Source organism: Micromonospora sp. WMMD975 (assembly GCF_029581215.1).
Taxonomy (GTDB): domain Bacteria; phylum Actinomycetota; class Actinomycetes; order Mycobacteriales; family Micromonosporaceae; genus Micromonospora.
This window is the reverse complement of record NZ_CP120739.1, coordinates 4,999,679-5,026,145: the sequence shown is the minus strand read 5'-3', so window position 1 is coordinate 5,026,145 and position 26,467 is coordinate 4,999,679. Positions and strand designations below refer to the sequence as shown.

Annotated in this window: 20 protein-coding genes and 3 pseudogenes; 14 read left to right on the top strand and 9 right to left on the bottom strand. The window is 75.0% G+C overall.

Features of this window, described 5'->3' with window-relative positions:
* Window positions 1-55 precede the first annotated feature (55 nt).
* From O7613_RS22195 to O7613_RS22185, 3 genes are all read left to right on the top strand, one after another.
* Window positions 56-2,173, top strand: coding sequence for a DEAD/DEAH box helicase (locus O7613_RS22195; RefSeq protein WP_282289802.1), 2,118 nt, complete (start codon window positions 56-58; stop codon window positions 2,171-2,173).
* A 128-nt stretch (window positions 2,174-2,301) separates the two neighbouring features.
* The gene (locus O7613_RS22190) at window positions 2,302-2,532 is read left to right on the top strand and encodes a heavy metal-associated domain-containing protein (RefSeq protein ID WP_281586537.1); all 231 of its coding nucleotides are present in this window, start codon (window positions 2,302-2,304) and stop codon (window positions 2,530-2,532) included.
* 112 nt (window positions 2,533-2,644) lie between these two features.
* Complete coding sequence (locus tag O7613_RS22185) at window positions 2,645-3,565, top strand: hypothetical protein (protein ID WP_282289801.1); 921 nt, start codon at window positions 2,645-2,647, stop codon at window positions 3,563-3,565.
* Between the two features lie 76 nt (window positions 3,566-3,641).
* On the opposite strand, the gene O7613_RS22180 is transcribed toward O7613_RS22185, so the two are convergent.
* Complete coding sequence (locus O7613_RS22180; protein ID WP_281586539.1) at window positions 3,642-4,061, bottom strand: helix-turn-helix transcriptional regulator; 420 nt, start codon at window positions 4,059-4,061, stop codon at window positions 3,642-3,644.
* A 189-nt stretch (window positions 4,062-4,250) separates the two neighbouring features.
* Between O7613_RS22180 and O7613_RS22175 the strand changes: the two genes are divergently transcribed.
* On the top strand, window positions 4,251-4,682 hold the full coding sequence (locus O7613_RS22175; protein ID WP_282289800.1) for a hypothetical protein: 432 nt from the start codon (window positions 4,251-4,253) through the stop codon (window positions 4,680-4,682).
* On the opposite strand, the gene O7613_RS22170 is transcribed toward O7613_RS22175, so the two are convergent.
* From O7613_RS22170 to O7613_RS22155, 4 genes are all read right to left on the bottom strand, one after another.
* Complete coding sequence (locus O7613_RS22170; protein WP_282289799.1) at window positions 4,679-5,821, bottom strand: SAM-dependent methyltransferase; 1,143 nt, start codon at window positions 5,819-5,821, stop codon at window positions 4,679-4,681. The genes O7613_RS22175 and O7613_RS22170 overlap by 4 nt on opposite strands.
* 179 nt (window positions 5,822-6,000) lie before the next feature.
* Window positions 6,001-7,683 carry a DEAD/DEAH box helicase gene (locus O7613_RS22165; RefSeq protein ID WP_281586542.1) on the bottom strand — a complete coding sequence of 561 codons (1,683 nt, stop codon included), beginning with the start codon at window positions 7,681-7,683 and terminating at the stop codon, window positions 6,001-6,003.
* A 318-nt stretch (window positions 7,684-8,001) separates the two neighbouring features.
* Window positions 8,002-8,229: a DUF3107 domain-containing protein gene (locus O7613_RS22160; RefSeq protein ID WP_030502928.1), complete on the bottom strand. Its 228-nt coding sequence runs from the start codon at window positions 8,227-8,229 to the stop codon at window positions 8,002-8,004.
* A 65-nt stretch (window positions 8,230-8,294) separates the two neighbouring features.
* Window positions 8,295-8,933: a TetR/AcrR family transcriptional regulator gene (locus O7613_RS22155; protein ID WP_282289798.1), complete on the bottom strand. Its 639-nt coding sequence runs from the start codon at window positions 8,931-8,933 to the stop codon at window positions 8,295-8,297.
* A gap of 148 nt (window positions 8,934-9,081) precedes the next feature.
* Between O7613_RS22155 and O7613_RS22150 the strand changes: the two genes are divergently transcribed.
* The 6 genes and pseudogenes from O7613_RS22150 to O7613_RS30820 all read left to right on the top strand — a co-directional run.
* Window positions 9,082-12,003 carry a hypothetical protein gene (locus O7613_RS22150; protein WP_282289797.1) on the top strand — a complete coding sequence of 974 codons (2,922 nt, stop codon included), beginning with the start codon at window positions 9,082-9,084 and terminating at the stop codon, window positions 12,001-12,003.
* 40 nt (window positions 12,004-12,043) lie between these two features.
* Window positions 12,044-13,093 (top strand): alpha/beta hydrolase, encoded by a 1,050-nt coding sequence (locus O7613_RS22145; RefSeq protein WP_282289796.1) that lies wholly within the window; start codon window positions 12,044-12,046, stop codon window positions 13,091-13,093.
* A gap of 70 nt (window positions 13,094-13,163) precedes the next feature.
* Window positions 13,164-14,027 carry a DUF3152 domain-containing protein gene (locus O7613_RS22140; RefSeq protein WP_282289795.1) on the top strand — a complete coding sequence of 288 codons (864 nt, stop codon included), beginning with the start codon at window positions 13,164-13,166 and terminating at the stop codon, window positions 14,025-14,027.
* A 64-nt stretch (window positions 14,028-14,091) separates the two neighbouring features.
* Window positions 14,092-14,883 (top strand): DUF3152 domain-containing protein, encoded by a 792-nt coding sequence (locus O7613_RS22135; RefSeq protein ID WP_281586546.1) that lies wholly within the window; start codon window positions 14,092-14,094, stop codon window positions 14,881-14,883.
* A 42-nt stretch (window positions 14,884-14,925) separates the two neighbouring features.
* Window positions 14,926-16,173 (top strand): adenylyltransferase/sulfurtransferase MoeZ, encoded by a 1,248-nt coding sequence (gene moeZ / locus O7613_RS22130; protein ID WP_281586547.1) that lies wholly within the window; start codon window positions 14,926-14,928, stop codon window positions 16,171-16,173.
* A 99-nt stretch (window positions 16,174-16,272) separates the two neighbouring features.
* Window positions 16,273-17,142: pseudogene (locus O7613_RS30820) on the top strand (hypothetical protein); the annotation flags it as partial.
* Between the two features lie 1,041 nt (window positions 17,143-18,183).
* Here O7613_RS30820 and O7613_RS22120 read toward each other — a convergent pair.
* Window positions 18,184-19,425 (bottom strand): glutamate-5-semialdehyde dehydrogenase, encoded by a 1,242-nt coding sequence (locus tag O7613_RS22120; RefSeq protein ID WP_282289793.1) that lies wholly within the window; start codon window positions 19,423-19,425, stop codon window positions 18,184-18,186.
* A 73-nt stretch (window positions 19,426-19,498) separates the two neighbouring features.
* The gene (proB, locus tag O7613_RS22115; RefSeq protein WP_281586550.1) at window positions 19,499-20,608 is read right to left on the bottom strand and encodes a glutamate 5-kinase; all 1,110 of its coding nucleotides are present in this window, start codon (window positions 20,606-20,608) and stop codon (window positions 19,499-19,501) included.
* 61 nt (window positions 20,609-20,669) lie between these two features.
* On the opposite strand from proB, the pseudogene O7613_RS22110 reads away from it, so the two are divergent.
* The 3 genes and pseudogenes from O7613_RS22110 to O7613_RS22100 all read left to right on the top strand — a co-directional run.
* A pseudogene (locus O7613_RS22110) lies at window positions 20,670-20,969 on the top strand (MGMT family protein); the annotation flags it as partial.
* Window positions 20,956-22,447 (top strand): annotated as a pseudogene (locus O7613_RS22105) (MFS transporter). The pseudogenes O7613_RS22110 and O7613_RS22105, both read left to right, overlap by 14 nt.
* Window positions 22,448-22,469: 22 nt before the next feature.
* Window positions 22,470-23,948, top strand: a complete 1,479-nt coding sequence (locus tag O7613_RS22100; protein WP_282289792.1) for an aminotransferase class V-fold PLP-dependent enzyme — start codon at window positions 22,470-22,472, stop codon at window positions 23,946-23,948.
* 37 nt (window positions 23,949-23,985) lie between these two features.
* Here O7613_RS22100 and O7613_RS22095 read toward each other — a convergent pair whose 3' ends face one another.
* Both O7613_RS22095 and O7613_RS22090 read right to left on the bottom strand, forming a co-directional pair.
* A complete protein-coding gene (locus O7613_RS22095; protein ID WP_282289791.1) occupies window positions 23,986-25,203 on the bottom strand; it encodes a hypothetical protein in 1,218 nt (405 codons plus the stop codon).
* A complete protein-coding gene (locus O7613_RS22090; protein ID WP_281586553.1) occupies window positions 25,200-25,757 on the bottom strand; it encodes a SigE family RNA polymerase sigma factor in 558 nt (185 codons plus the stop codon). The genes O7613_RS22095 and O7613_RS22090 overlap by 4 nt, the downstream gene beginning before the upstream one ends.
* A gap of 139 nt (window positions 25,758-25,896) precedes the next feature.
* Here O7613_RS22090 and O7613_RS22085 point away from each other — a divergent pair, with 139 nt between their 5' ends.
* Window positions 25,897-26,457, top strand: coding sequence for an NADH-quinone oxidoreductase subunit B (locus O7613_RS22085; RefSeq protein WP_282289790.1), 561 nt, complete (start codon window positions 25,897-25,899; stop codon window positions 26,455-26,457).
* Window positions 26,458-26,467: the final 10 nt, after the last annotated feature.

The window sequence follows — 26,467 nt, the reverse complement described above, 5'->3', positions numbered from 1 at the left end:
CCAACTTCATGATCGCCGGGAGCGGCGGGTGCGCGGCCCCTGGTAGAAATGCCGGATGAGGCAGGATCGGGAGGTTGTGCGGGAACGGGCCGAGGCGGTGCTGCGGCGGCTGGCGGGGGACCACGCCCGGCTGCGTGAGGACCAGTGGCTTGCCATCGAGGCGCTTGTCGTCGACCGGCGACGGGTGCTCTGCGTCCAACGCACCGGGTGGGGCAAGTCGGCCGTCTACTTCGTGGCCACCGCGCTGCTGCGGGAGCACGGCGAGCACGGGCCCACCGTGATCGTGTCGCCGCTGCTGGCGTTGATGCGCAACCAGGTCGACGCCGCCGCCCGGGCCGGCATCCGAGCCCGCACCATCAACTCGGCAAACCTCGACGAGTGGGACGAGATCACCGCCGAGATCACCGCCGGGTCCGTCGACGTGCTGCTGATCAGCCCGGAACGCCTGAACAATCCGGACTTCCGCGACGGGGTGCTGCCGAAACTCGCCGCCACCACCGGGCTGCTGGTGGTGGACGAGGCGCACTGCGTCTCCGACTGGGGGCACGACTTCCGCCCCGACTACCGCCGGTTGCGGACCTTCCTGGCCAACCTGCCCGAGCACACGCCGGTGCTCGCCACCACGGCCACCGCCAACGCCCGGGTCACCCGCGACGTGGCGGAACAACTCGGGGACGCGCTCGTGCTGCGCGGCACCCTCGACCGGGAGTCGCTGCGCCTCGGCGTACTCGAACTGCCGAGCCCGGCCCACCGCCTGGCCTGGCTCGCCGACCACCTGGACCGGCTTCCCGGCTCGGGCATCGTCTACACGCTCACCGTGGCCGCGGCCACCGAGACGGCCGACTTCCTGCGCGGCCGGGGCTGGTCGGTGGCGTCCTACACCGGGCAGGCCGAGGACGCCGACCGCCGCGCCGCCGAGCAGGACCTGCTCGACAACAAGATCAAGGCGCTGGTCGCCACGAGCGCGCTCGGCATGGGCTTCGACAAGCCCGACCTCGGCTTCGTGGTGCACCTCGGCGCGCCGCCGTCGCCGATCGCCTACTACCAGCAGGTCGGCCGCGCCGGCCGGGCCGTCGACCAGGCCGAGGTGCTGCTCCTGCCCGGCGTCGAGGACGCGGCCATCTGGCGTTACTTCGCCTCGCTCGCCTTCCCGCCCGAGGAACAGGTCCGCACCGTGCTCGCCGCGCTCGACACCGACCGGCCGATCTCCACCCAGGCCCTGGAACCGGTCGTCGACCTGCGCCGGGCCCGCCTGGAACTGATGCTCAAGGTGCTCGACGTCGACGGCGCGGTCCGCCGGGTACGCGGCGGCTGGCTCGCCACCGGAGAACCCTGGACCTACGACGAGGCCCGCCTGCGGCGCGTCGCCGAGGCGCGCGCCGCCGAGCAGCGGGCCATGCGGGAGTACGCGGCCACCTCCGGCTGCCGGATGCGCTACCTGCGGGAAGGGCTCGACGACACCGGGGCGGAGGACTGTGGCAGGTGCGACAACTGCGCCGGGCCGCTGTTCGACGCCGACGTGTCCGCCGAGGCGCTCACCACCGCGCAGACCTTCCTCGGCCGCCCCGGCATTCAGGTCGCGCCGAAGAAGCTCTGGCCGACCGGGTTGGAGGCGGTCGGCGTACCCCTGAAGGGCCGGATCGCCCCGGCGGAGCAGGCGCTGCCCGGGCGGGCCGTGGGCCGCCTGTCCGACCTCGGGTGGGGCGGGCGGTTGCGGGGCCTGGTCGGGCCGGACGCGCCGGACGGGCCGGTGCCCGACGACGTGGTGGCGGCCGTGGTCGAGGTGCTGAAGGCGTGGGCGCACGGCGACGACCCGTGGCCCCGCCGCCCGGCCGGCGTGGTCGCGGTCGGCTCCCGGACCCGGCCGCTGCTCGTCGGTTCGCTTGCCGAGCGGATCGCCACGGTCGGCCGGCTGCCGCTGCTCGGCCTGGTCACTCCGACCGGCCCGGCCGGGGCCGGCGGACCGCGCGGCAACAGCGCCCAGCGGGTACGCGCCCTGCACGACGCCTTCCACCTGCCGGACGAGGTGGCCGACGCGCTGCCCGCGCTGGGCGGGCCGGTGCTGCTCGTCGACGACCTGGTCGACTCCGGTTGGACGATGGGCGTGGTGGCGCGGCTGCTACGCCGTGCCGGCGCGCCGGACGTGCTGCCCCTCGCCCTCGCCAGCATGTAAGGCGGGGGCCCCGGTTAACGCATTCTGCATAGGCGGGGCCCCCGCTTAACACCTGTGCTCCTGCGAGCCGTGCCACCGTGCGCGCGGCCGTCGGCGGCGGGCGGCCCGGACGGCGGTACCGTGGGGCCATGACCGAGCAGCGACCCGTCGTCCAGACGTACACCGTGACCGGGATGACCTGCGAACACTGCGTGCGGGCGGTGACCGGGGAGCTGTCCGCCCTGCCGGGCGTCGACGAGGTCCGGGTCGACCTGGCCCGGGGGACGGCCACGGTCACCAGCGCGGCCCCGCTGCCGGTGGAGTCCGTCCGCGCCGCCGTCGACGAGGCGGGTTACGAGCTGGCCGGCGGCGTTGCCTGAGTCGTCGCCACTCGCGAGTCCGCCCGGCGTCGACGGCACCGTTGCGGATGTCGGTGGCGTCGGGGAAGGTGCGGCGACCGGCTCCGGGGGCGCGGCGGCGGGACCGGTCGCGGTGGACCGGGAGACGTTGCGGTTGGCCCTGGTGGTGGGCGGCCTGGTGCTGGCCGTGCTGCTCGGCTTCGGGCTGGGCCGGCTGAATCCGCCGGCGAACCCCGCCGCCGCCGTCCCGACCGGTGACGCTGCGACGACCGGGGGCGACCACTCCCACGCGCCCGGCACCGGCGCCCACTCGCACGACGGGGCGACGGTGACCCAGGGCGGTGGGGACGGCGCGACCGGCCTGTCGGTCAGCTCGGCCGGCTACACGCTCGTCCCGTCGGCCCGCGAGCTGACCGCCGGCCGCACCGGTGAGCTGCGCTTCCAGGTCCGCGACGACAGGCGTCGGGCGGTCACCCGGTTCGCCGTCGTGCACGACAAGCCGATGCACGTGATCGTGGTGCGCCGCGACCTCACCGGCTACCGGCACCTGCATCCGACGATGGCCGCCGACGGCACCTGGTCGGTGCCGTTGACGCCGCCCGAGCCGGGCGCCTGGCGGATGTACGCGGACTTCACCGTGGTCGCCGACGACGGCCGCCAGGTCGCCGCCGTGCTCGGCGCCGACCTCGCCGTGCCGGGCGGGTACGCGCCCCAACCGCTGCCCGCCCCGGCCACGTCGGCCACGGTCGACGGGTTCACCGCCGCGTACACCGGCACGCCCGAGGTCGGGCGGGCCGCGCCGCTGCGGTTCCGGGTCACCGGCGCCGGCGGCGGGGCCGCGCCGCTGGAGCCTTACCTCGGCGCGTACGGGCACCTGGTCGCGCTGCGCGAGGGTGACCTGGGCTATCTGCATGTGCATCCGGAGCCGACGCGCGACGGCGATGCCGTGACGTTCTGGCTGACCGCGCCCGGGCCGGGTCGCTACCGGATGTTCCTGGACTTCCAGGTCGCGGGCGTGGTGCGGACCGCGGAGTTCACCCTGACCGTCGCGTGACCGACCGGCCCGCGCGTCAGCCGGCCCGGCGGTACACGGTGCAGCCGGCCCGCCTGCGCCAGCCGGAACGCCCGCGTCAGCCGGCCCGGCGGACCGGGCGGCGGGCCAGGTAGCGGAGCAGGTCGCGGATGTGGTGTTTTTCCTCGGCGGGGACGTTCGGGTCGGCGAGCCGTTCCAGGATCACCCGCACGTCGGCCTCGACCGGACCGTCCTCGGTGCCCCGGCGCCGGGGTGCCGTGCCGGCGTCGGGCAGCCCAAGCGCCCGGAACGCGGCGGCCACCGGCAGATCGAGGGCGGCGCAGAAGCCGCGCACCTTGGCGAGCTCGGGATAGTCCTGCCAGTCGCCGGCCAGCCAGCGGAACACGGTGGAGCGGCCGACACCGGTGTGGGTGGCGAGGTCGGTCACCGTCCAGCCGCGCTCTTCGCGGGCGTCGTCGATGGCCCGTCGCACGAAACGCGCGAAGGCCATCTGCGGCGAAACGTCTGCGGAGCCCATCCCTGCTGGAACTGTCCCCTTCCGCCGGTGCGCCCGGCTCTGCGCCACGAGCCTAGTACGCCCGCGCGAAGAAGTAACTGACTGATCGGTCGCAAGGTCCCGCCGGCGGGACCGGTGAAGCATGAACGGTTGCGAACTGTCAACTAAGCTGGTCGAACCCCTCCCCGGCAGCGAATTCAGAGGAGCAGCATGGCCGAGCCGGACCGTCCCGTTCCGCACCGCCCTGGCGCGGTGAGCCTCTTCTTCGTGGCCAAGGCCGGCGTGTTCGCACTCGGCTTCTGGATCTGGCTGCTGGTGCTCGCGGCGCAGGGGGACCCGGCGGAGGGTGTGCACCTGATCGCCGCGACCGGTGCGATCTGCACCACGCTCACCGGCGTGGTGCTGGGCGCGCGGCTGGCGCTCCAGCGCAACGCCGCTGCCCGGCACGCCGAGCTGAAGCGTCTGCTCGTCGACATCTCCTGGAACGCCTTCGCCGCCGCCGGCAACTCCGACCAGACGGCGAAGGTGGTGCCGTTCCCGACGTCGCCGCAGGACACCGAGCGGGCCACCAACCGGGGCCCGGGCGAGCGGGTGTCGGCGCTGGACCGTAGCGACCGCAACCGGAGCGAGCGCCGGCGTTAGTCGGCGAGCAGTGTCTGCAACCGGGGCGTGACGCCCCACCGGTCCACCAGCTCGCGGTATTCGGCGTGGTGCTCGTCGGTCGGCGCGCCCGCTGTTCGGCGAGCGCGGATGAGCAGGTTACGCGGGGTGTGCTGCGAGTCGACGAACTCCACCACCTCGGCGCGGTAGCCGTGCAGCCGGAGCAGCCCGGCCCGTAGCGCGTCGGTGAGCACGTCGGCGAACCGCTCCCGCAGGATGCCCTGCCGGGTGAGCAGCGCGTCCGGCCCGGGGGCGGGGCGGGCCCGGAGCTGGGCGGCCAGGTCGTGGTGGCAGCACGGGGCGGCGAGCACCCAGCGGGCGTTCCAGCGCACCGCCCGGGCCAGCGCCTCGTCAGTCGCCGTGTCGCAGGCGTGCAGGGCCAACACCAGGTCGGGGGCCGGCTCGACGGACGCGTCGGCGATGGTGCCGGCGACGAAACTGACCCGGTCGGACCAGCCGAGCCGCTCGGCCAGCTCGGTGTTGCGGCGGCGCTGGTCCTCCCGTACGTCCACGCCGACGAGCGTCACGTCGAGGCCGCGCCCGGTCAGGTAACGGTGGGCGGCGAAGGTCAGGTATGCGTTTCCACAGCCCAGGTCCACCACGCGCAGCGGGCCGGTGAGGTCGTCGGGGAGGGTCGCGGCAAGCGCCCGGAGGAACGCGTCGACCTGTCGGCGCTTGGCCGCGGATCCGCCGATCGCGGCGAACAGCGGATCACCCGGGTCGAGGAGCCAGTCCTTCGCGCGGTCGTGTCCGCCGGGCTCGGCGACCGGCCGGCTGGCGGCGGCGCGGTGCACCTGCGCCTCGCCGGACTTGGTCACGCGCAGCTGGAGGGTGGTGCCGGCGGTTTCCACGTGCCAGTTGCCGAACGGCTCGGCGAGCAGTTCGTCGACGGCCGTGCCGGCCTCCGCGCCGAGGGCGACGTTGCGGGTGTGTGGCCGGGCGCCGTCGGAGGTGGCGATCTGTAGTCGGCTCCCGGCCTTGAGGGTGACCGGGCGCAGCTCCGCGCGTACCACCGAGGGACGCTGCCCACGCCGCCGGCCGGCAGCCACGGCCCGGGTCAGGGCCGGGTCGAGCAGCAACGCCCGTACCTCCCGCAGCGCCGCGTCCAACGGTTCCGCCATGCCGTGTCCCTTTCCTTCCGTCTCCTCGCCGTCCCCCTGCGTCGATCATGAGGTTGGCGTCGGCCCGGCACGGCGTGTCGTGCGGCCAACTTCATGATCGACCGGCCCGGGGCTCGGGCCGGTCGGGCAGGGAGTGGCCCCCGGATCTGGTGGATCCGGGGGCCGGGTGTGTGCGTCAGTCAGTCGGTGGGGGTGGCGCCGGCCTCGGCCGTGGTGGTGGAGCCGCCGCCACGGCGGCGCCGGCGACGGCGCGGCTTGGCGGCGGTCTCGCCCTCGCCGGTGGCGGCCGCCTCGGCGGGCTCGGCCTCGGCGGTGATCACTGCGGTCGGCTGCTCGCCGGCCACCGTCTCGCCGGCCCGTCGGCGGCGCCGCCGACGCGGAGTGCGGGTGCCCTCGTCCGCACCGGCGGTGGTCGCCTCGCTGTCGGTGGGTGCGCCGCCGGTGTCGCCGCCGCGACCGCGTCGGCCCTCGCCACCGCGACCGCGGCCGTCACCGCGACCGCGCTCGCCGCCACGGCCGCGGCTGTCACCGCGTCGGCCGTCCCGCCGCGACCGACCGCCGCCCAGGTCTTCCTCGACCTCGGCCGAGAGGCCGGCGCGGGTGCGCTCGGCGGTCGGCAGGGTGTCGCTGACGTCCCGGGAGATGTCCAGGTCGGTGTAGAGGTGCGGGGAGGTGTGGTAGGTCTCCGGCGGCTCGGGCATGTCCAGCCCGAGGGTCTTGTCGATGATCCGCCAGCGGGGCATGTCGTCCCAGTCGACGAACGTCACCGCGACACCGCTCGCACCGGCCCGGCCGGTGCGGCCGATCCGGTGGGTGTAGGTGTCCTGGTCCTCGGGGCAGTCGTAATTGATCACGTGGGTGACGCCTGTGACGTCGATGCCCCGGGCCGCCACGTCGGTGGCGACAAGCGTGTCGATCTTGCCGGCGCGGAACGCCCGCAGCGCCCGCTCCCGGGCGCCCTGGCCCAGGTCGCCGTGCACGGCCGCCACGGCGAAGCCGCGGAAGTCGAGGTCCTCGGCGACCCGGTCGGCGGCCCGCTTGGTGCGGCAGAAGATCATGGTCAGCCCGCGCCCCTCGGCCTGGAGGATCCGCGCCACGATCTCGACCTTGTTCATCGAGTGAGTGCGGTAGGCGAGCTGCTGGGTCTGCGGCGACGGGCCCGTCTCGGCGGTGTGCCCGGCGTGGATGGTCACCGGCCGGCGCAGGAAGCGTCGGGACAGCGCGACGATCGGGTCGGGCATGGTGGCCGAGAAGAGCATCGTCTGCCGGTCTTCCGGCAGCATCGCGAGGATCTTCTCGACGTCGTCCAGGAAGCCCAGGTCGAGCATCCGGTCGGCCTCGTCGAGGACGAGCGCGCGGACCCGGTCGAGCCGCAGGTGCTTCTGCTTCTGCAGGTCGAGCAGGCGGCCGGGCGTGCCGACCAGGATCTCGACGCCCTTACGCAGCGCCTCGATCTGCGGCTCGTACGCCACGCCGCCGTAGATCGGCAGCACCCGGATGCCCCGGGTGCGACCGGCGGCGTCGAGGTCCTTGGCGACCTGGATGCCCAGCTCGCGGGTGGGTACGACGACGAGTGCCTGCGGCACGCCGTCGCTCCCCTCGGACGGGGCGAAGACCCGCTCCAGCAGCGGGATGCCGAAGCCGAGCGTCTTGCCGGTGCCGGTCGGGGCCTGCCCGATCAGGTCGACGCCGCGCAGGCCGATCGGCAGCGCGTACTCCTGGATCGCGAAGGCGCGGGTGATGCCCGCGGCGGCCAGGGCCTCGACGGTCTCCTGGCGGGCGCCGAGGTCGGCGAACGTGGGTGCCTCCGGGGGGACCGGAGCTGTGGGGGCCAGTGGCTGGCCCGAGATCTGCTCACTCATGTGGATGTGGGGGTGCCCTCTCGTGGTGCGCCCCTCATGTCCTCAGGGCGCGGACGGTTTGGCGCGGGCCACGCGGTCGGGGGCGGTTTCGCCGAGCCGGACCGGGCCGCACGCGCGCCGGGGACCGGTGCTGATCAGCGAGGCTGACCAGGTCGATGCCCACGGCAACTGTTTCATCCTACCCCGAACAGCCCGCGGGGCGTCCCGATTCCGGGTGCCGGCGGGCCACTGGGGGGCGCTTCATGTGACCTGTGTCACATGGAGGGGGATGGTGGCCGCGGCGGGTGACCCCCGCCACGGCGACCGGTGCGACGTGGGTCAGCGGACGGTGAACCCGACCGCGCGGGGCGAGGCCTCCGCGATCTCGACGTACGCGACCTTGCCGACCGGCACGATGACCCGCCGGCCCTTCTCGTCGGTCAGGGAGAGCGTGCCCTCACTCCTGGCGAAGGCGTCGGTCACGATCTGCTCGATCTCGGCCGGCGACTGCGCGCTCTCCAGGACCAGCTCCCGCGGCGCGTACTGCACGCCGATCTTGACCTCCACTGTGCCTCCTCAACTGGGGCGAAAAAGCCACCGTGGGAAGGCTATCCGATCGGACGGGGCGATGGTCAGGCTGACTCACCCTGCAGCGGGAAGCTCGCGATGCCGCGCCACGACAGCGCCGCGACAAGCGCCTCCGCCTCCGGCTTGGCCACCTGCCGGCCGCCCGCCAGCCAGAACTGGGCGGCCGTCTCCGCCGCGCCGACCAGGCCGGAGGCGAGCAGCTCGGCGTGCGCCCGGCTCACCCCGGTGTCCGAGATGATGGTGTCGGTGATCGCCGCGATGCAGCCCTGCTCGACCCGCTCGACCCGCTGCCGCACGGCCGGGTCGTTGCGCAGGTCGGACTCGAAGACCAGGCGGAACGCCTCGCTCTCGTGGTCGACGAAGTCGAAGTATGCCCGCACGGCGGCGCTGACCCGCTCCTTGTTGTCCTGCGTGCCGCGCATCGCGTCGTGCACCTTGGCGACGATGGCGTCACAGTGCGTGTCCAGCAGCGCCAGGTAGAGCTCCATCTTGCCGGGGAAGTGCTGGTAGAGAACGGGCTTGGAGACGCCGGCCCGCTCGGCGATGTCGTCCATCGCGGCAGCGTGGTAGCCGTGCGCGACGAACACCTCCTGAGCAGCGGCGAGCAGTTGCTTACGGCGCGCCGAGCGGGGCAGGCGGGTGGGCCGGCCGGCGGTCTGGGCACCGTTCCCCACTGCGGTCATGGGAACCTCCGAGTATCTGCGTCGAGCCGGCACGTATCGCCCGAACCGGACCGGGTTCGTGAACCCGTCGCGGAATTGGCCCGCCGCTGTAACTTATCGCCACTGTCACCACACGGTAGCCTCAGCGGGGGCGACCAAGGAGCGCGCGGTGAGTGAAACAGGGCAACCCGGAGCCCCCACCCCGGGAGAGCACGGCGACGGGACGGGCCAGCAGGACGACCCGGCCCGCACCGGCGGTGGTTGGGCGCCCCCGGCGAACGGCTGGTCCCGCGGGGCTCCGGCGCCCGGCGGTTGGCCCTACAGCGACCTGGGTGGCGGTTGGGCCGCCTCCTCGCCCCGACACGGCGACCTGCCGGCCCCGTTGCCCGGTCACGTGGCCGGGGAGCCGCCGGTCCACGCCAACGGCCGGCACGTCAACGGCGTGCGCCACGCCGGGGAGGAGTCGCCCGTGACCCGCCAGGCGCCGGTCAGTGCCCCGCCGGTGGCGGAGCCGCCCCGGGAGACCGACGGCGACCGGCTGGCCGTGCCGGCCCCGCGCCCCGCGCCCGCGATCGAGCAGCAACCCGACCCGACCGACCCCGCCGGCTCCCGGCACGCCTCGGACGACACGTCCGCCGGCCGGGTCCCCCGGTGGGCGGAGAGCGGTCCGACCTCCGCGCCCCCGGCGCTCCAGGTGCCGCCGGTCGGCGCCGCCGCCTCCGGCTTCGAGATGCCGCCGGGCTTCCACGCGCCCACCGTCGACCCCGCGCTGTCGTCCCGCCGCGGCTGGGCCGACCGGGGCCCGGCCGACCCGCCGGCCGCCGGCGCGGGCCATGCCGACCAGGTCCCGGCGGATCCGGCGGCGCACCGCCCGGCCGACCCGCGCCCGCCCGAGGGGCCGCCGGCCACCACCGACAGTCGAGGCGCCGATCCCCGGGCCGCCGCCGGCCCCCGGGGAGCCGGGTCCGACGACCCGACCACGGGGGGCGAGCCGGCCCGGCCCGGCCCGTCCTGGAACCGTGCGAGCTGGGGTGACGGTTGGGCTCCGCCGTGGGCCCGCACCGACGAGCCGGCCAGCCACCGGGCGACCCGCGACGACGATCCCGCCGACCGGCGACCCCGGGACGACGAACCGAGCGGTCGCCGCGCCGCCCGCGCCGCCGAGTGGGCGCCCGAGCCGGTGCGGCCGTACGAGCCGGCCCGCGTCGAGCCGCCCGCCGGCTACGAGCCGCCCCGGCCCGAGCCGGTCCGGCCGTACGAGCCGTTGCGCGCGGAGTCGGCCGCCGGTCACGAGCCGTCGCACCCCGAGCCGACCCGGCCGTTCCGGCTGCCCCGCGAGGATCCGCGGCCGGGTTACGAGCCGCCCGCCGAGCGGCCCTCCTGGGCCGGGCCGCCGGTGCCGGTGACCCCGTTCGGCGGGGCCACCCGTCCCGAGCCGGCCGGCGCGCCGGTCTCCCGTGAGGCGCCCGCCGGTCCGCCGCCCGCCGCCTACGCCCCGGCCGTCGACGAGCCGGCGTACGCCCCCGGGCCGCCCGCCGACGAGCCGGCGCACGCCCCGACCGCCGACGATTCGGCGTACGCGCCCGCGCCGACCGCCCGGGCCGCCGGTGAGCCGGCCGACGGGCCGCGCCGCGTGCCGGACCGCTCGACCGCCGAGCCGGGCGGTGTCCCGCCCCTCTCCGCCGTGCCCGCGACGGGTGGGACGGGGCGTTTCGACCCGCCCGTCGCACCCCGTCCGACAAGCGCTCCGCCCTACGCGGCCCGCCGGTCCGCCCCCGAGCCGCCGGCCGTCGGCACGGTCGCCGAGGACCGGTCGGCCGAACCGGCCCCGGCGGTGCTGCCGCAGCGCGTCCCCGCCGAGCCGGATGTGCCGATCGTGCCGGAGCCGCCGGCCGTGGAACCGTCCGCGGAGACCCCCGAACTCGCCCGCATCGCCACCCACCTACGCCGCGACGACGAGCCCGCGCCGTTGCGCGAGCGGCCCGAGGGCTTCGACGTCAATGCCATCCTGGACGCCGTCCGCGAGGTCGCCGGCGTCCGGGACGCCGCGCTCCGCCGCACCCCGGCCGGCGCGCACAGCCTCCGGCTGGACCTGGCCGACGGCGCGGATCCGGCCGACGTGAGCCGGCTGGTGGCCCGCCTGCTCCAGGAACGGATGGGCCTGGCCGCCGCGCCGCAGAACCTGCCCGGCGCGCCGCCCGTACCGCCGCCGCCGGTCCGCCGCCGGTCCGCGACGCCGCGCGCCGACCGGCTCGCCGAGTTGGCCGAGAGCCGATCCGGTACGCCGCAGCCGCGCGCCGACGACCAGCCAGGTGCGCGGGTCGCGGGGGCGGTCGGTCGGGGCGAGGACGACGCGCCGGCGCGGGTTGGTGCGGAGCGGCCGACGCCGAACCGCCCGGCCGAGAACGGCTCCGGCGAGGGCCGGTTCGGCGTGGGGGAGTCGCGTACCGGTCGACCGGCCGACGTACCGGTCGAGGAGACCGAGCCGGGCGGCGAGCCGCCGCGCCGCCGCCGGCAGGCCACCCACCGGGGTCGGGCCACGGTGGACGACACCTCGCTCGCCGCCGCGCCGACCGGCATGTCCACAGGCAGCCCGGTCACGCTCGGCACCTCGTACTCCGGTGGGCAGATGACCACGACGGAGACCGCGCCGTCGCGACCGCTCGACCCCGGCGGCGCGCCGGGGCCCCGGGTGGTGATCGACCACGTGCTGGTGAGCACGTTCGGGCTGGACGCCACCACTGAGGTCCGCCTGATGGCCGGGGACCGGGCGGCCGAGGGGCACGCGACCGGGCCGGCCGTCGACGGGTACGTGCTCCGGCTCTGCGCGGTGGCCGCGGCCGTCGCGGTGGACGAACTGCTCGGTGGCGGCGAGGCGCCGGCCGGCGAGCGGGGCCGGTGTTTCGTGGAGCACGCCGCCGTGGTGCCGTTCGGCAACTGTGAGGTGGCGACCGTGGTGGTGCTGCTGGTCTGCGACGGCTGGGTGGAGCAGTTGGCCGGTTCGGCGCTCGTGGCCGGCGACCCGCGGCAGGCCGTGGTCCGGGCCACGCTTGCGGCGGTGAACCGGCGCCTGGAGGCGCTGCTCGCCTGAGGAGTGTGCGGCGGGCGCCGGTGCGGGGAAGACTGGAGGCATGAAGCGTGCCGCACTCTGGCCGGACCATGCCCTCCCCGCACATCATGTCCCGCCGCCCTGGCCCGGCCGGCACGTGCCGCTCGACGGCACGCTCGTTCACGTCCGGGACACCCCGGCCGCCGCGCCCGACGCCGAGCCGGCGCTGTACGTGCACGGCCTCGGCGGCTCCGCGCAGAACTGGACCGACCTGGCCGGCCTGCTCGCGGGCCGGCTCGACGGCCAGGCGATCGACCTGCCCGGCTTCGGGCGCAGCGAGCCCGGGCGGCGTTACACGATCCCGGCCTTCGCCGACCGGGTGGTCCGCTGGATCGAGCACAGCGACCGGGGGCCGGTGCACCTGTTCGGCAACTCGCTGGGCGGCGCGGTCGCGGTGCGGGTGGCGGCGTCGCGCCCGGATCTGGTCCGCACGCTCACGCTGATCTCGCCGGCCCTGCCGTTCCTGGACTTCCGGCGTTCGTTGCAGGGGCGGATGCTGCCGGTGCTGGTGATCCCCCGGGGGGAGCGACTGGCTGCCTGGCGGCTCGCGCAGCTCGCTCCGGAGGCGATGGCGCAGCAGGTGATGGAGTCGTGCGTCGCGGACCTGACCCGGATCAGCGAGCAGCGCCGGCAGGAGGCGATCGAGGAGATCCGGATCCGGTACGAGGCGGCGCACTACGCGGCGGCCTACGTCCGCACGTTCCGGGGCCTTGTCGGCAGCTTCCTGCGGTCGTACCTGCCGGGCGCGGGCGCGCTCTGGCGGCAGGCCGCGGCGGTGCGGGTGCCCACGCTCGTGGTGGGTGGCCGGCAGGATCGCCTGGTCGACGTGCGGGTCGCACCGCAGGCGGCCCGGGTGATCCCGGACAGCCGGCTGCTGATGCTCGACGGTGTCGGGCACGTGGCGCAGTTGGAGGTGCCCCGGACCGTGGCGCGGGCGGTGCTGGCGTTGCTCGCCGAGGCGGCCCCGGCCGGGTCCCCGCCGGGGGCCGCCGGCCTGGCGGCCGAGGCAGTCGAGGCAGCCGAGGTGCCGGAGGTGCCGGAGGTCGCCACGCCGGGGTCGAACGGGCGGTAACCGCAGGCCAAGGCCTGGTCGCCGGGACGGCGGAGAGCGAATGCGGGCGCGACGTGGCAGGCTGAGCCGGATGTCCAACTTCCGCCGTCCGCGCGCCGCGCGGTTCACGCCCCGCGTCCACCGATGGCGTGCCGTCGCCGTGGTCTGCGCGTTTCTCGCTACCGCGGCGGTCGGCGTCGGCGTGGCGTTGCGACTTCCGCCGGCCGGCGCGGACGAGCTGGTCACCGACGGGTTCGCGGCGCAGGCCCCGGGCCCGGCGCAGCCGTCGGGCCCGGCGCAGCCGTCGGCGAGCGTCCCGCCGTCGCCGAGCCCGCCGGCCGGGCCGGTGCTGGCGCTGCCCGGTCCGGTGCCCTCCCACGGCAGGGGCAGTTTCGGGTACGACGCCCGGGCCGGCGACGTGCTCGGTCGGGCCGGGGCGGTCCGCCGCTTCCGGGTGGCGGTGGAGAACGGTTCCGGTGAGCAAGCGGTTGCCTTCGGCGACGCGGTGCAACGGGCTCTGGCCGGTCCGGGGAGCTGGGTGGACGGCGGCCGGCTGCGGTTGCGGCGGGTCGCGCCGGGCGGCCGGTACGACTTCACGATCTATCTGGCCACCCGGGACACCGCCGGCCGGCTGTGCGGGGCGGGCGGGATCGACATCCGCAAGGGCGGCGTGCCATACACGTCGTGCCGGCTGCCCGGCAAGGTGGTGATCAACCTGGACCGGTGGCGGACCTCCGCGCCGCACCTGGTCGCGGCCGGAATGCCGCTCGACGCCTACCGGCTCTACGTGATCAACCACGAGGTGGGGCATCAGCTCGGGCACCACCACGAGGCGTGCCCGGGTGCGGGTCGGGCCGCGCCGGTGATGCAGCAGCAGACCCTGTTCCTCGACGGATGCCGGCCGAACCCGTGGCCGTACCTGCACGGGAAGCGGTACACCGGACCGTCGTTGTGAAGGTTATTCGCGGCTTGGGCGGCAAAAGCAGCTAAATGCCCGAATTGCGTGGCACGCTGAGGTCATGACGTACGTTCCGCCGGAACGCCCCGGGCTGCGCCGGATGCGCCGCCGCCGCCGACGGTCGGTGCTGCTGCTGGCGATGCTGCTCGCGGCCGGCGGCGGCGCGGCGGGAATCACCCGGCTGAGCGAGCCGGCGCGGTCCGCGCGGGTCCCGCTCGCCGCCGAGCCCACCCTGATGCCGGACGCCGACACCGACCACCGGCCGACGCCGACCGGCTATCCCACCGCCGGCCCCGGCACCTTCGCGGTGGCCCAGGGACGATCGGCGGTACGCGGCGACGACGGCCCGCTGCGCCGCTACCGGGTCGAGGTCGAGCGGGGTACGGGGCAGGACGCGGACGGGTTCGCCGCCACCGTCGACTCGGTGCTCGGCGACCCGCGCAGCTGGATCGCCTCCGGGCAACTGCGGGTGCAACGGGTGCCCGAGGCCGCCGCCGCCGACTTCACCATCTATCTGGCCACCCCGGTCACCTCCGAGCGGATGTGCGCCGAGGGCGGCCTGCACACCGAGCGGTACACCTCGTGCCGCCTGCCCGGGCGGGTCGTGCTCAACCTGGCGCGCTGGATGACCGCGGTGCCCGACTACGGCGCCCCGCTCGACGTCTACCGGACGTACGTGATCAACCACGAGGTCGGGCACGAGTTCGGCGAGCTGCACCAGGCGTGCCCCGCACCCGGCCTCCCCGCCCCGGTGATGCAGCAGCAGACGTACGGGCTGGACGGCTGCGTGCCGAACGCCTGGCCGTACGTCGATGGGGTCCGCTACTCCGGCGAGCCGACCGACGGCGTCTGACGTTATTCCCGGTCCCGCAGTTCGGGCCGGGTGTCCCTCGTCATGGCCGATCCCCGCCTTCGCGAGCGACAATGGCGCGGTCCCACCGCCGATCCCGGGGAGTTCACCGTGTCGTTGCCCCCGCTCGTCGAACCCGCCGCCGAGCTGACCGTAGACGAGATCCGCCGCTACTCGCGCCACCTGATCATCCCCGACGTCGGGGTGGAGGGGCAGAAGCGGCTGAAGAACGCCCGGGTGCTCTGTGTCGGCGCCGGCGGTCTCGGCTCGCCCGCCCTGATGTACCTCGCCGCCGCCGGTGTCGGCACGCTCGGCATCATCGACTTCGACACCGTCGACGAGTCCAACCTCCAGCGCCAGATCATCCACGGCGTCTCCGACATCGGCCGGTCCAAGGCCGAGTCCGCCGCCGCCTCGATCCGCGAGATCAACCCGCTGGTCCAGGTGGAGATCCACAACACGGCGCTGGACCGGGAGAACGTCAAGGACATCTTCTCCGGGTACGACCTGATCGTCGACGGCACCGACAACTTCGCCACCCGCTACATGGTCAACGACGCGGCCGTGCTGCTCGGCAAGCCGTACGTCTGGGGTTCGATCTACCGCTTCGACGGCCAGGCGTCGGTCTTCTGGGCCGAGCACGGCCCCTGCTACCGCTGCCTCTACCCGGAGCCGCCGCCGCCCGGCATGGTCCCGTCCTGCGCCGAGGGCGGCGTGCTCGGCGTGCTCTGCGCCTCCATCGGCTCGATCCAGGTCAACGAGGCGATCAAGCTGCTCGCCGGCATCGGCGAGCCGCTCGTCGGCCGGCTGATGGTGTACGACGCCCTGGAGATGAGCTACCGCAAGATCAAGGTGCGGAAGGACCCGAACTGCGCGCTCTGCGGCGAGAACCCCACGGTCACCGACCTGCTGGAGGACTACGAGGACTTCTGCGGCGCGGTCTCCGAGGAGGCGCAGGAGGCGGTGGTCGACTCCACCATCACCGCGCTTGAGCTCAAGGAGTGGCAGGACGCCGGCAAGGACATCTTCCTGGTCGACGTGCGCGAGCCGGCCGAGTACGAGATCGTCCGGATCCCCGGCTCGACGCTGATCCCCAAGGGGGAGATCATCTCGGGCGAGGCGCTGGCGAAGCTCCCGCAGGACCGGCAGATCGTGCTGCACTGCAAGTCCGGCGTCCGGTCGGCCGAGGCGCTCGCCGCGCTGAAGGCGGCCGGGTTCAAGGACTCGGTGCACGTGCAGGGCGGCGTGCTCTCCTGGATCAAGCAGATCGACCCGTCGCTGCCCGCGTACTGAGTCGCCCGGGGGCCCCATCACTCACCGAACATTCACGTCCGTGAGTGATGGGGCTTTCGCGCCTTGTGCCCCTGACCGCCCGGCGGTTCGGCCCAAACCCTGGCCGAGCTACCGAGGCGTAACCGCGTCCGCGCAGGTAGCGTCACCGCCGTGGTCGATCTGGAAGCGGCGATCGGGTTCGTCGTGGCACACGGTGACACGGTGGAGCGCGCCCGCCTGTCCCGGTTGCGCACCGGCACGCCGGTGTCGCCGGACCTGCTCGACGCGGCGGAGTCCGGCCAACTCCCCGGCGGCGGCTGGCCCGCCGTGCTCGACGGCGACGTCGCCTCCGTCGACGCGACCTGCTTCCGCCTGTCCGAGCTGGACGACCTCGGCGCGCTCGGCCGCCCCGCCGCCCGGCACGCGCTGGACTGGCTGGCCGCCGGCCAACTCGCCGACGGCGGCTGGGACGAGCACCTGTCGCTTGCCGGGTTCGCGCCGGAGTGGGCCACGCCCGGCGATCCCGAAGCCCGGTTCTACCTGACCGCCGGCGCCGGCTTCTGGCTCACCGTGGCCGGGTTGGACGCCCGCGCCGCCGGCCCGCTCGACCACCGGGTCGGCGGGGCGTACGCCGGGGTGGTGCAGGCGGCGGCCCACATGCTCGCCGCGCAGCTCGGGCCGGACGGCACCTGGCCGTCGTTCCTGCCGGCCGGGTGGCTGGCCGCGGCCGTGCTGCACCGTCAGCAGATGTTCTACGAGTCGGCGCGGATCCAGGCGGTGCTCGCCGACCGGATCCCGGAGATGTCCCCGGCCGACGTGGCCTGGCTCGCCGCCACCCTGCGCCGGGTGGAGGTGGGCGAGGAGCAGTGGCTGCTGGTGTCCGCGCGGCGGCGGCTGGCCGAGACCCAGCGCAGCGACGGTGGCTGGGACAGCGACGACGGTCACCAGTTCGACGTGCACACCACGCTGCGGGCGATCCGGGCCTGCCGCCCGAACACGTTCGAGGCCCCGGTCTCCGGCGCGCCGTTCGTGCTGCCGAGCACCATCGCGCCGCCCGCCCTGCCGGCCCCGCGCTCCGCTCCCGACGCGCCGACGCCTCGCCCCCCGAGCCCCGCCCCCGACACGCCGACGCCTCGTCCCCCGAGCCCCGCCCCCGACACGCCGACGCCTCGTCCCCCGAGCCCCGCCCCCGACACGCCGACGCCTCGTCCCCCGAGCCCCGCCCCCGGCCTCGGCCAACCCTCGGGTTCCGGCCCCGAGCCCTTCTCCGGTCACGTTTCCGACCTGTTCTCGGATTCCGTTCCTGACCTGTTCTCGGGTTCCGTTCCTGACCTGTTCTCGGGTTCCGTTTCCGGCCCGGCCTCGCCTCCGATCCCGCGGGCGACAGGCACCGCCTGGACCGACCCGCCCTCGATCGACCCGCCCTCGATCGACCCGCCCTCGATCGACCCGCCCTCGATCGACCCGCCCTCGATCGACCCGCCCTCGATCGACCCGCCCTCGATCGACCCGCCCTCGATCGACCCGCCCGAGGCACCCCCCGGAGGCCCCCTCCGAGTGGCGTAGCAAGCGATCCCGGAGTCCTCGATCCCGCATGACGGAGATCTTGGAAGCGAAGCGCCCCTCCAAGGGCCGCTTCCCTCCAAGATCTCCGCTGGTCGCGTCGATCTAGGAGTTGTGGCAGCTCCGATATCCGACAACTCCGGCATTCACTGGCACCACAAGTCCATGATCGACCGAACGGCCTAGCCCGAGCCCCTCTCTCCCGAGGGCAAGGCGGCGATCATGAAGTTGGCGGCGAAGTTGATCTCCTGGAGCGCTGCCAACTTCATGATCGGCGGAGGGCAGGGTCGGCGGAGGGCGGGGTGGGATGGGGTGGGGTGGGGTGGGGTGGGGAGTTTCGGTCGATGATCGACACCAGCTCGGCGAGGTGGTGGCATTCCCGCCGGCCGGACACCGCCACTTCACCGAGCTGGCGTCCGGCGCCCCGCCACGGCCGTCCGAGGACAACCCGGGGGCGTGCGGGACGGTTCAGCGCAGGTGGCCGTCGCCGGTGACGACGTATTTGGTGCTCGTCAGCTCCGGCAGGCCCATCGGGCCGCGGGCGTGCAGCTTCTGGGTGGAGATGCCGATCTCCGCGCCGAACCCGAACTCGCCGCCGTCGGTGAACCGGGTCGACGCGTTGACCATCACGGCGGCGGCGTCCACCCGGGCCACGAACTCGCGCGCCGCCCGTTGCGAGTCGGTGACGATCGCCTCGGTGTGGCCGGTGCCGTACCGCCGGATGTGCGCGACCGCCGCGTCGAGCGAGTCGACCACGGCGACCGAGATGTCGGCGCTCAGGTATTCGGTGCCGAAGTCCTCCTCGGTCGCCGGGACCACCGCGGCGGAGTGGGCGGCCACCTCGGCGGTGCCGTGCACGGTCACCCCGGCGTCGGCGAACGCGGCCAGCACCGGCGGCAGGAAGGCGTCCGCGACGGCCCGGTGGACCAGCAGCGACTCGGCGGTGTTGCAGGTGGACAGGCGTTGGGTCTTGGCGTTCAGCGTGATCGCCAGCGCCTTGTCGAGGTCGGCGGCGGCGTCCACGTACACGTGGCAGTTGCCCACCCCGGTCTCGATCACCGGCACGGTCGACTCCTCGACCACGGCGCGGATCAGCGACGCGCCGCCGCGCGGGATCAGCACGTCGACCAGGCCCCGGGCCCGCATCAGCTCCTTGACCGACTCGCGCGAGCCGGCGTCGACGAGCTGCACCGCGTCCGCCGGCAGGCCGGCCGCGGCGACCGCGTCGCGCAGCACCGTGACCAGGGCCGCGTTGGAGTGCGCCGCCGAGGACGAACCGCGCAGCAGTGCCGCGTTGGCGGATTTCAGGCAGATGCCGGCGGCGTCGACTGTGACGTTCGGCCGGCCCTCGTAGACGATGCCGACCACCCCGAACGGCACCCGGACCTGGCGCAGCTCCAGCCCGTTCGGCAGGGTGGAGCCGCGTACCACCTCGCCGACCGGGTCGGGCAGCGCGGCCATCTCGCGCAGCGCGTCGGCGATGGCGGCCACCCGGCCCTCGTCGAGGGCGAGCCGGTCCAGCACGGCCGCGCTCAGCCCGGCGTCGCGCCCGGCCGCCAGGTCCGTCGCGTTCGCGGCCAGGATCTCCGGGGTACGCGCGACGAGCGCGTCGGCCATCGCGTGCAGCGCGGTGTCCTTGGTGGTACGGGTGGCCGCCGCCAGTGCCTCGGCCGCGTCCCGGGCCCGTCGGGCCTGCTCGACGACGCTCATGATGCGCTCTCCTTCGCAGAGGTGTTAGGCGGGGGCCCTTCTTATGCAGAATGCGTTAAGAAGGGCCCCCGCCTTACAGCAGGACGAGGTCGTCGCGGTGGACTACCTCGCGTTCGTAGGCCGGGCCCAGCGCCGCGGCCAGCTCCGACGTCGAGCGGCCGAGCAGGCCGGGCAGCTCCACCGCGTCGTAGTTGACCAGGCCGCGGGCCACCGGCGCGCCGGCGGTGTCGACCAGGTCCACCGGGTCCCCGGCGGTGAACGCGCCGTCGACGGCGGTGATGCCGGCGGGCAGCAGCGACTTGCGCCGGCCCACCACGGCCTGCACCGCGCCCGGGTCGAGGTGCAGCCGGCCGCGTGGCGCGGTGGCGTGCGCCAGCCAGAACAGCCGGGCGGCGGGACGCCGGCTGCTGGCGTGGAAGAACGTGCCGACCGGATCGCCGGCAAGCGCCGGCCCGGCCAGCGGGGCGGCGGTGAGCACCACCGGGATGCCGAAGCCGGTGGCGATCCGCGCCGCCTCGACCTTGGTGACCATGCCGCCGGTGCCCACCCCGGCCCGGCCGACCCCGCCGACGTTCACGCCGGCCAGGTCGCCCTCGCCGTGCACCTCGGTGATCCGGGTGCTGCCCGGGCGGGCCGGGTCACCCGTCCAGAGCGCGTCCACGTCGGAGAGGAGCACCAGCAGGTCCGCGTCGACGAGCGCGGCGACGAGCGCGGCGAGTCGGTCGTTGTCGCCGAACCGGATCTCCTCGGTGGCCACCGTGTCGTTCTCGTTGACGATCGGCACCGCCCGCAGGTCGAGCAGCTTGCGTAGGGTCCGGTAGGCGTTGCGATAGTGCGCCCGTCGGGTCACGTCGTCGACGGTGAGCAGCACCTGCCCGACGGTGCGTCCGTGCCTGGCGAACGCGGTCGCGTACCGCCCGATGAGCAGGCCCTGACCGACGCTGGCGGCGGCCTGCTGGGTGGCCAGGTCGCGCGGGCGTCGGGGCAGCCGGAGCGGGGCGAGGCCGGCGGCGATCGCGCCGGAGGAGACCAGCACCACCTCGCGCCCGGCGGCGACGAGCGCGCCGAGCGTGTCGACGAGCGCGTCGACCCGGACGTCGTCCAGGCCGCCCGCGGTGGTGGTCAGCGAGGACGAACCGATCTTGACCACGATCCGGCGGGCCGAGGTGACTGCTTCGCGCACCCGACCATTCTGCGCGTCGCGGTCCGCGGGCCCGTGGTCCGTTCCCATATCGTGGCAGCTCGTGACACCTGACGAGTACGTCGAAGCGGTGCTGGAGCTGGTCGAGCGGATCCCGCCGGGGCGCGTGATGTCGTACGGGGCGGTGGCCGACGCGCTTGCCGAGCGGTCGGGGCGGGCGTCGGCACGGCTCGTCGGTTCGATCATGGCCCGGCACGGTGGCGGGGTGCCGTGGCACCGGGTGGTGAACGCGGCCGGTCGGCTCCCGCCGGGGCACGAGCGGGAGGCCCGGGCCCGGTTACGCGCCGAGGGGTGCCCGCTGCGGGGGGAGCGGGTCGACCTGGCGGCGGCTGCCTGGTCACCCGGGAAGCCCAGCGGGCCCGGGAAGCCCAGCGGGCCCGGGAAGCCCAGCGGGCCCGGCTGGCCCGGGGAGCCCGACGAGCCGGCGGACGGGATGTGATCCCGGCCATAACGTGAGTAGCATTCGGCTCCATGACCGCTTCGGGCCTGCCCCGCCGGGTGCACCTCGGGTACGCGTCGGGCTCCCTTGTCACCGGCGCGTTCGGGACCGTGCCCGGGCTGCTCCTGCTGCCCTACCTGACCGACACGTTGGGCGTGGCGGCCGGCGTGGCCGCGCTGCTGGTGCTGCTGCCGAAGGCGTGGGACGTGCTCGTCAACCCGGTCGCCGGGCGGATCTCCGACCGGACCCGCTCCCGCTGGGGCGCCCGCCGGCCCTACCTGCTCGGCGGCGGACTGGCCCTGGCGGCGCTGTTCGCCGCGATCTTCGCCGCGCCGTTCGCGACCGGTCCGGCCGCCGCCGCGTACGTGGCGCTCGCGTTCCTGGCCACCGCCACCGCGTTCGCGTTCTTCCAGGTGCCGTACGTGGCCATGCCGGCCGAGCTGACCGCCGACCCGGCGGAGCGTACCCGGCTGATGACCTGGCGGGTCGCGGTGCTGGCGCTCGCCATCCTGGTCTCCGGCGCGGTGGCCCCGGCGGTGGTGGCCGCCGGCGGCGACGGCGTCTCCGGCCACCGGTGGATGGGCCTGTTCGTCGCGGCGCTGATCGTGGTGGGCGCGGTCGGCGCGTTCCTGGGCACCCGGTCCGCGCCGGCCGGGACGGCGGGGGAGAGCGAGCCGAGCCTGCGCGCCCAGCTCACCGTCGCCGGCCGCAACCGGCCGTTCCGGGTGCTGCTGGTCTGCTTCGTGATCCAGTCCGCCGGGGTGGCCACCGTGCTGGCCGGCGTGAAGTACTTCGCCGACCAGGTACTGCGCGCGCCGGACAGCGGCCCGACGCTGCTGTTCGCCTGCTTCGTCGCGCCGGCCCTGCTGGTCATGCCGCTCTGGAGCCGGGCCGGCGCCCGACTCGGCAAGCGCACGTCGCTCGTCGCCGCGTCGCTGCTCTTCGCGGCCGGCGCGCTCGCCCTGGTCGCCGCGCCCGCGCTGCCGGCCGCCGCGGTGTACGCGGTGGTCGCGCTGATCGGCGTCGGGTACGCCGGCCAGCAGGTGTTCGCGCTGGCCATGCTGCCGGACTGCATCGCGTACGACACCGCGCGCACCGGCCGCCGCCAGGCCGGCGTGTTCACCGGGCTGTGGACCGCCGGGGAGACGTTCGGCCTGGCCCTGGGCCCGGGCATCTACGGCCTGGTGCTCCAGCTCTCCGGCTACGTCTCCTCGTCGACCGGGTCCGCCGCCGCCCAACCGGCCGCCGCCCGGCTCGGTGTGCTGCTCGGCTTCACCGTCCTGCCGGCCCTGCTGGTGGCCGCCCCGGTGGCGCTGCTGCGCGGCTACACGCTCACCCCGGCCCACCTGACCGCCACCGCCGCGCAGTCGGCGCGGGCGTGATCCGTCCCGAGAGGAACACCAGATGACCGACACGGCCGGGACGGGCGCGCTGCCCGCCGAAGGGCTGCCCGCCGCGCAGGTGCTGGACGAGATCCGGGCACTGCGGGCGACCGACCGCCCGACGCACGGCGGCCGGCTGTTCGCCTACGTCTACGACCCCGGCGTGGCCGGGCTGGACGAGCTGGCCCAGGCCGCGTACGCGGAGAGCGCGCACGTCAACGGCCTCGACCCGACCGCCTTCCCGTCGCTGCTGGCGATGGAGAACACGCTCGTCGCCGCCGCCGCCCGGCTGCTCGGCGGCGGCCCCGGCACCGGCGCGCCGGACGTGGTCGGCAGCGTCACCGGCGGCGGCACCGAGTCGCTGCTGCTGGCGGTCAAGGCGGCCCGGGACGCCCGCCCCGACCTGGCCGAGCCACGGATCGTGGCGCCGGCCAGCGCGCACGCCGCGTTCGCCAAGGCGGCCCACTACCTGCGGGTGAAACTGGACGCGGTGCCCGTCGACCCGGTGACGCTGCGCCCGGAGGTGGCCGCGATGACCGCCGCGATCCGTCCGGAGACGGTGCTCGTGGTCGCGTCCGCCCCGTCGTACGCGCACGGGGTCGTCGACCCGGTGGCGGAGATCGCCGCCGGTGCGGCGGCGGCCGGGACGCGGTGTCACGTGGACGCCTGCTTCGGCGGCTGGGCGCTGCCCTGGCTGCGCCGGCTCGGCGCGCCGGTGCCGCCGTTCGACTTCGCCGTGCCCGGGGTCACCTCGATCTCGGTCGACCTGCACAAGTACGCGTACGCGCCGAAGGGGGTGTCGGTGCTGCTGCACCGGGACCCCTCGCTGCGCGCCCCGCAGTTCTTCGCGTACGCCGACTGGCCCGGCTACACGATGGTCAACCCGGTGATCGCCTCCACCCGGTCCGGCGGCCCGATCGCCGCGGCCTACGCCACCCTGCGCCACCTCGGCGCGGACGGCTACCTGCGGTTGGCCGCGTCGACCCGCGACGCGGTCGCCGGGCTGGCCGGCGCGGTGCGGGCGACCGAGGGCCTGCGGCTGATGGCCGAGCCGGAGTCCACAGTGGTCTGTTTCACCGCGGACGATCCGAAGCTGGACCTGTTCGTGCTCGTCGACGAGCTGACCGCGCGCGGCTGGCACACCCAGCCCCAACTCCGGTACGCCGACCTGCCGGCAAGCGTGCATCTCACGGTGACCGCCGCGGTGGCGCCCCGGGTGCCCGAGTTCGGGCCGGTGCTCGCCGACGCGGTCGCCGCGGCCCGGGCCACCGGCCCGGTGGCGCTGCCGCCGGACCTGCTGGCGCTGGCCGGCGGCCTCACCCCGGAGGCGCTCACCCCGGACCTGGTGGCCGGCCTGGCCGACGGGCTCGGCCTGGGCGACGGCACCGGTGTGCCGGAGCGGATGGCGGTGGTCAACACGCTGCTCGACGCCGCCCCGGCGGCGCTGCGGGAACGGCTGCTGGCGGAGTTCGTCGGGCTGCTCCAGCGCCCGGCCTGGTGACCGGTGGGGACGGGTGGCGGCCCGTCCCCGACCGCCGTCACTGCGCCGGGCGCAGTCTGGCCGAGTTGTCCTTCGGTTTCAGGTCGTCCCACCAGTGGTCCTGCGCGTCGTAGTGGATGACCCGCAGGGCGGCGTCGCCGTCGGGAGCCGGCGTGTAGTGGAACGAGAACGTGTAGGTCCGCCGGGCGCCGGCCGCGAGGCCGTCCAGGACGCATGCGCCCGAGCTGTCCGAGGGCACCTCGCGGCACCGTTCCAGCACGCCGCCGGCCGGTCCGCCGACGTCGTAGAGCCGGAACCCGGAGAAGCCGAGCCGGGGTACGTCCACCGGGCCCCGGTTCGTCACCGTGGCGGTCACCGTGGCGATCCGGTCGCCGCTGGCGTCCGGCGTCGTGAGGACCACCTCGCCGAGGCGCAACGTGAGGTCCGTCGACCGGGTGTCCGGGCCGAACGCCGTCGGCCCGGCCGTCTGGGTGAACTTCGCGCCGGCCCAGGTGAACGTCCGCCACTGGTGTCGTGGCTTCCACATCGGGGTGTCGCAGCAGGGCTGGATGTCGGCCACGTACGCCCGGACCGTGCCGTCGGCCCGCACCGAGAAGTCGGTGATGTCGTCCATGCCCTCGTGCGTGCCGACCACCCGACCCAGTGTGACCACCTGCCCGGCCCGGTCCCGGTCGAAGGCGAGCAACTGTTTCGCCGACGCCTCCCCGTAGCGGCAGCCGACCAGGGCGACCGTCTCGGTGGCGCCGTCGCCGTCGACGTCGCCGTACGCCGGGTCGCCGAGCAGCACCGGCACGGACTTCGTGATGGGATTCGGGCCCGGGTCGAGACGCACGTCCCGGCTGGTGCAGGTCTTCGGCATCCACGCGCCGACCCAGGCCACCAGGTCGACGTCGCCCGCCAGCAGTTGGGCCCGGCTGATCCGGCCGTCCGGCGCGGCCGGGGTGGGGCTCGTCGCGCTCGGGCTGGCGGAGACGGCCGGCGGGGACGGCGAGGGGTCGCTCGCCGACGGGGTCGGCTCGGCGGTCAGCGCGGGCTCCGGCGGCGGCCCGCCGCGCCGGTGCAGGGCCCCGCTCGCGCCCACCGGGATCGCCACCGCGAGCACCACCGCCCCGGCGGTGAGCACCACGGCACGCCGACGCCGCCGGCGGACGGTCCGCCGGACCGCCGCCGTCCCGGCCGGCTGGACCACCGGGGCGTACGCCGCACGGAAGGCGGCGAACTCGCCACCCACAAGCACGTCGTCGGGGTCAGTCATGACGGGTTCACCTCGTTCGTGGGAGAGAGCTGGGCGGCCAACGCGGCCCGGCCCCGGTGCAGCCAGGACTTGACGGTGCCCTCCGGCACGCCTTCCTGCGCCGCGATCTGCGAGACGCTCAGGTCGGCCAGGTGGTGCAGCACCACGGCGCGGCGCTGGTTCGCGGGCAGCCGGCCCAGCGCGGCGGTCAACGCGACGCGGTCCGGCTCCGGCCCCGGCACGTGCTCCTCGCGCTGCCGGTGCAGCCAGGTCTGCGCCGTCCGCAACCGCCGCCAGCGGCTGGTGGCCAGATTCCAGGCGACCCGGCGTACCCAGGCCACCGGGTCGTCGTAGCGCGACACCCGGGACCAACGGGCGAACGCCCGGCAGAACGCCTCCTGCACCAGGTCCTGCGCCTGCGACAGGTCGCCGCAGTAGGCGGTGAGCTGGATGGTCAGGGACCGGAAGTGGGCGTGGTAGAGGCCGTCGAAGTCGACCGCCGGGTACCCGTCTGGTGCGCCTGTCGTTCCCTCCGGTGGCGGATCGTCGAGCCGTGGCTCCCTCGTCACCGTCATCTGGTCCTCCCCGTGAAACGTGCCCGCCGGCGCGGTCACACCTGTCACACGTACGGACGCCCACGTCGGTTGCGCGGGTTGACGCGGGGGTGCTGTGGTTGACTGTCGGTTCGGGGACAACAGCAGGGGGAGGCCCGAGGTGCAGTTGCCGGCCGTGCTCGGCGAGCCGATCCGGTTCGTGCTCAACTGGGGCCGCCGCTACTCGCTCTGGGTGTTCAACTTCGGCCTGGCCTGCTGCGCCATCGAGTTCATCGCGACGAGCATGGGCCGGCACGACTTCATGCGGCTCGGCGTGATCCCGTTCGCCCACGGCCCCCGGCAGGCCGACCTCATGGTGGTGAGCGGCACGGTCACCGACAAGATGGCCCCGGCGATCAAGCGGCTCTACGACCAGATGCCCGAACCGAAATACGTGATCTCGTTCGGCGCCTGCTCCAACTGCGGCGGTCCCTACTGGGACTCCTACTCGGTCACCAAGGGCGTCGACCAGCTCATCCCGGTCGACGTCTACGTGCCCGGCTGCCCACCGCGCCCGGAGGCGCTGCTGCACGGCATCCTCCGCCTCCAGGAGAAGATCGCCGCCGAGGAGTCGGGTGTCGGCGGCGTGCCCCGCCCGGACCGGCTCGCCTCCCCGGCGGACGTGGCCCCCCGGCCGGTCGAGGCGCTCACCGCGCCCCCGGTGCGCCCGCCGGCCGACTGACCCGGTGGCG